General features: G+C 73.3%; 6 protein-coding genes. All 6 read right to left on the bottom strand.

Annotated features, from left to right (window positions below):
* Nucleotides 1-285: 285 nt before the first annotated feature.
* The 6 genes from lepB to rpsP all read right to left on the bottom strand — a co-directional run bounded on the left by lepB (nt 286) and on the right by rpsP (nt 3,718).
* Nucleotides 286-1,008: a signal peptidase I gene (gene lepB / locus G5C65_RS32910; protein WP_165302730.1), complete on the bottom strand. Its 723-nt coding sequence runs from the start codon at nt 1,006-1,008 to the stop codon at nt 286-288.
* A 43-nt stretch (nt 1,009-1,051) separates the two neighbouring features.
* A complete protein-coding gene (gene rplS / locus G5C65_RS32915) occupies nt 1,052-1,402 on the bottom strand; it encodes a 50S ribosomal protein L19 (RefSeq protein ID WP_165302731.1) in 351 nt (116 codons plus the stop codon).
* 131 nt (nt 1,403-1,533) lie between these two features.
* The gene (gene trmD, locus G5C65_RS32920; RefSeq protein WP_165302732.1) at nt 1,534-2,418 is read right to left on the bottom strand and encodes a tRNA (guanosine(37)-N1)-methyltransferase TrmD; all 885 of its coding nucleotides are present in this window, start codon (nt 2,416-2,418) and stop codon (nt 1,534-1,536) included.
* Nucleotides 2,415-2,936 carry a ribosome maturation factor RimM gene (gene rimM, locus G5C65_RS32925; protein ID WP_165302733.1) on the bottom strand — a complete coding sequence of 174 codons (522 nt, stop codon included), beginning with the start codon at nt 2,934-2,936 and terminating at the stop codon, nt 2,415-2,417. The genes trmD and rimM overlap by 4 nt, the downstream gene beginning before the upstream one ends.
* 96 nt (nt 2,937-3,032) lie before the next feature.
* Nucleotides 3,033-3,272, bottom strand: a complete 240-nt coding sequence (locus tag G5C65_RS32930; protein ID WP_165302734.1) for an RNA-binding protein — start codon at nt 3,270-3,272, stop codon at nt 3,033-3,035.
* A gap of 2 nt (nt 3,273-3,274) precedes the next feature.
* On the bottom strand, nt 3,275-3,718 hold the full coding sequence (rpsP, locus tag G5C65_RS32935) for a 30S ribosomal protein S16 (protein ID WP_165302735.1): 444 nt from the start codon (nt 3,716-3,718) through the stop codon (nt 3,275-3,277).
* Between the last annotated feature and the right edge of the window lie 222 nt (nt 3,719-3,940).

Consider the following 3,940-nt stretch of genomic DNA (forward strand, 5'->3'; position numbering starts at 1 on the left):
GCCGCGTACGGGGACGCGGGGGGCGCCGGGCCGGGCACGGGCGGCGGAGCCGGGTACGCTCCGGGCGCGTACCCGGCGTCGTGGTCGTATCCGCCGTCGTACTCGCCCGGCGCCCCGTAGTCGTACGGACGGGGGCGGGGAGGCGGCGGGCCCGGTCTGCCGTACGGCTGCTGCGGCGGCCCCTCCTGGCCCGGCGGCCCCTCCTGGCGGGGCAGTCCCCCCGGGGGGCCCTGCTGCTCCCCCGGCGGCGGTCCGCCGCGGCGGCCGGGCTGTCGGTCCCGGCGGTCAGCCATGGCCGCCGCCGGCCCGCCCGACGGAGCCGAGGCGCGCCGGGGGCCAGCCGACCCAGGCGGCCCGCCCGATCACGCGGTCCACGGGGACGGACCCGCCGCCCGGGTCGCCGAGGTGGTCACGCGAGTCGCTCGACCGGGAGCGGTGGTCCCCCATCACCCACAGCCGCCCGCGCGGCACCCGGATGTCGAAGGGAACGTCGGAGGCGGCGTCCCCGGAGTGCAGATACGGCTCGTCGACCGGTGCACCGTTCACCTCGATCCTCCCGCGCCTGTCGCAGCAGCGGACCCGGTCGCCGCCGACTGCGATCACACGCTTCACGTAGTCCGACTCGGCGGGCTTGGTCAGACCCACCGTAGCCCCGGCCTTGCGCAGCAGGGAGGTCAACGGGTTGCCCCCGGAGCCCGTCTCTTCCACGAACGAACCGGTGCCGTCGAAGACGACAACGTCTCCGCGCTCGGGATGGTTGCCGAACCGGTACGCCAGTTTGTTCACCAGCACCCGGTCGCCGACGCGCAGTGCGGGCTCCATCGAGGAGCTCGGTACGAGGAACGGCTGGACCGCGAACGCACTGGTCAGCAGGGTGACCAGGACCACGCCCAGGGCGCAGGCGGCCAGACGAAAGGAGCGCGACCGCAGCCTCCCGCCCCCGTCGGAGGCGGAGGAGCGGTCGCGCTCCGGTTCGTCGTGCCGTGCGTCCGTGCCGTCGGTGTCCATCGGGCCGCAGCCTAACCGGCGGGGCGAACACCGGGCCGGGGGATCAGCTCTCGCGCTTCTCCTTGATCTTGGCGGCCTTGCCGCGCAGGTCACGCAGGTAGTACAGCTTGGCGCGGCGGACGTCGCCGCGGGTCACGACCTCGATCTTCTCGACGATCGGGGTGTGCACCGGGAAGGTGCGCTCGACGCCGACGCTGAAGCTGACCTTGCGGACCGTGAAGGTCTCGCGCACGCCCGCGCCCTGGCGGCGGATGCAGACGCCCTTGAACTGCTGCACGCGGGAGCGGTTGCCCTCGATGACGCGCACGTGCACGTTGACGGTGTCGCCCGGGCGGAAGGCCGGGACATCGCTGCGCAGGGAGGCGGCGTCGACGCTGTCGAGAAGGTGAGACATGACCGTCTGCTTTCCTCGCTGATGCCACAGGTCATCAGCGGAATGATCGTGATGCTGATTCGGGAGCCACCGCTCCGTGCGGGCGTCGGTCCCCCTGTGGCAGGGTCGCGCGCCGGACGTGAGGCAGCGGCCTATTCTTCCACGGCCTGCCCGGACGGCCAAAATCGACCGTCCGTGCCCTGCCGCCAGCCCAGCTCCTCCAGCGTCGCGCGGTCGTGCTGGTCCAGCTCCTCCGGGGCGCACTGCTCGACGAGGTCGGGCCGGTTCGCCGCGGTGCGGGCGAGGGCCTGGTCGCGGCGCCAGCGGGCGATCCGCCCGTGGTGGCCGCTCACCAGGACCTCCGGGATGCCCCGCCCGCGCCACTCGGGCGGCTTGGTGTAGACGGGCCCCTCCAGCAGCCGGGCCATGGCGCCCGGCGCGAAGGAGTCGTCGCGGTGCGACTCGGCGTTGCCCAGCACGCCGGGCAGCAGCCGCGCGACGGCCTCCACCATCACCAGCACCGGAGCCTCTCCCCCGGCCAGTACGTAGTCGCCGATGGAGACCTCGCGGACGTCGGCGCGGGTGGCGTACTCCTCGATGACGCGGCGGTCGATCCCCTCGTACCGGGCGGGCGTGAAGACCAGCCAGGGCTTGCCCGAGAGCTCCACGGCGAGCTCCTGGGTGAACGGCCTCCCGCTGGGCGTGGGGACGACGAGGACGGGCTCACAGGGCCCCTCAGAGCCTTCAGAGCCGCCCTGGCGGGCCCCGTCGCCCCGCCCCGGCCCGTCGGCGCCCCCGGAGGGCCCGCCGGCCGCGAGGACGGCGTCCAGGGCCTCGCCCCAGGGCTCGGGCTTCATCACCATGCCGGGGCCGCCGCCGTAGGGGGTGTCGTCGACGGTGTGGTGCCGGTCGTGCGTCCAGGCGCGCAGATCGTGCACCCGCACGTCCAGGTCGCCGCGTGCGCGGGCCTTGCCGACGAGCGAGACGTTCAGCGGCTCCAGGTACTCCGGGAAGATCGTGACGATGTCGACCCTCACAGCGACTCGTCCTCGCCGAGCAGGCCGGGCGGCGGGTCGATGACGATCCGCTGCTCCGCCAGATCGACCTCCGGCACGATCTCGTGCACGAAGGGCACCAGCAGCTCGCCGCCGTCCTCGCGGCGCACCACGAGCAGGTCCTGGCCCGGCGGGTGGGCGACCTCCTCCACACGGCCCACGGCGGCGCCCTCGCGGGTCACCACATCGAGGTCGGCGAGCTGGTGGTCGTAGAACTCCTCGGGGTCCTCGGGGCGCTCCTCGGGATCCACCTCGGCGATCAGCAGGGTGTTGCGCAGGGCCTCCGCCGCTGTGCGGTCGCGCACGCCCTCGAAGCGCAGCAGCAGCCGGCCGCTGTGCACCCGCCCCTCGGCGACGGTGAGCGGCCCCGCGGAGGACGGGTCGGTGGCGAGGCGGGCACCGGGTCCGAGCCGCAGCTCGGGCTCGTCCGTCCGGACCTCGACCGTGACCTCGCCCTTGATGCCGTGGGCGCGGCCGATCCGCGCGACGACTAGCTGCACTGTCCTCTCCCGTTCACTTCATCCGTCCGCGCGACAACGGGCCGGGGACGGCGGTTCCGCCGTCCCCGGCCCGTTGCCGGTGCCGCATGCTGCGATTCAGCGGACCTGGTCCACGTCGACGAGGTCGACGCGGACTCCCCGCCCGCCCAGGGCACCCACGACGGTGCGGAGCGCGCGTGCCGTACGGCCGTTGCGCCCGATCACCTTGCCGAGGTCGTCGGGGTGCACCCGGACCTCCAGCACGCGCCCGCGGCGCAGATTGCGGGACGCGATCTGCACCTCGCCGGGGTGGTCGACAATGCCCTTCACCAGGTGCTCGAGGGCCTCCTCGAGCATCCTCACGCCTCGGTCGACTCGGAGTTGGACGCCGCGGCGTCCGCTTTCTTGTCGGCCTTGTCGGCCTTCTTCGTCTTCTGGGTGATCGCCTCACCCTTCGGCTCGCCGCCGGAGTCCTTGGCGGCGGCCTCGAAGAGCGCCCTCTTGTCAGCCTTCGGCTCGGCGACCTTCATCGGAGCGGGAGCCGGCAGGCCCTTGAACTTCTGCCAGTCGCCGGTGACCTTGAGGATGGCCTCGACCGGCTCGGTCGGCTGCGCGCCGACACTCAGCCAGTACTGCACGCGCTCCGAGTCGACCTCGATGCGCGAGGGGTTCTGCACCGGGTGGTACAGACCGATCTCCTCGATGGCGCGGCCGTCGCGACGGGTGCGGGAGTCGGCCACGATGATGCGGTAGTGAGGCGAACGGATCTTGCCCAGACGCTTCAGCTTGATCTTGACTGCCACGGGTGTGGTGTCTCCTGGTCTTGACGTGGGTGGACACGGCGGAGCGCCACGTGGGGTGGTGGTGCCCGGCGGTCCGATGGACGCGTCGGCCGAAGGAGAGAGGGGTCCTGTCCGGCCGGCGAGTACAGCCGACCATGATGCCACACCGGGCGGCGCCTGCCGAACCGTGCTCCGCCTCTCTCCGGAGGGGCCGCGCGGGCGGTCCCCCGGGGAGAGGCGGGG

The organism is Streptomyces boncukensis, from assembly GCF_011045075.1.
Classification (GTDB): Bacteria; Actinomycetota; Actinomycetes; order Streptomycetales; family Streptomycetaceae; genus Streptomyces; species Streptomyces boncukensis.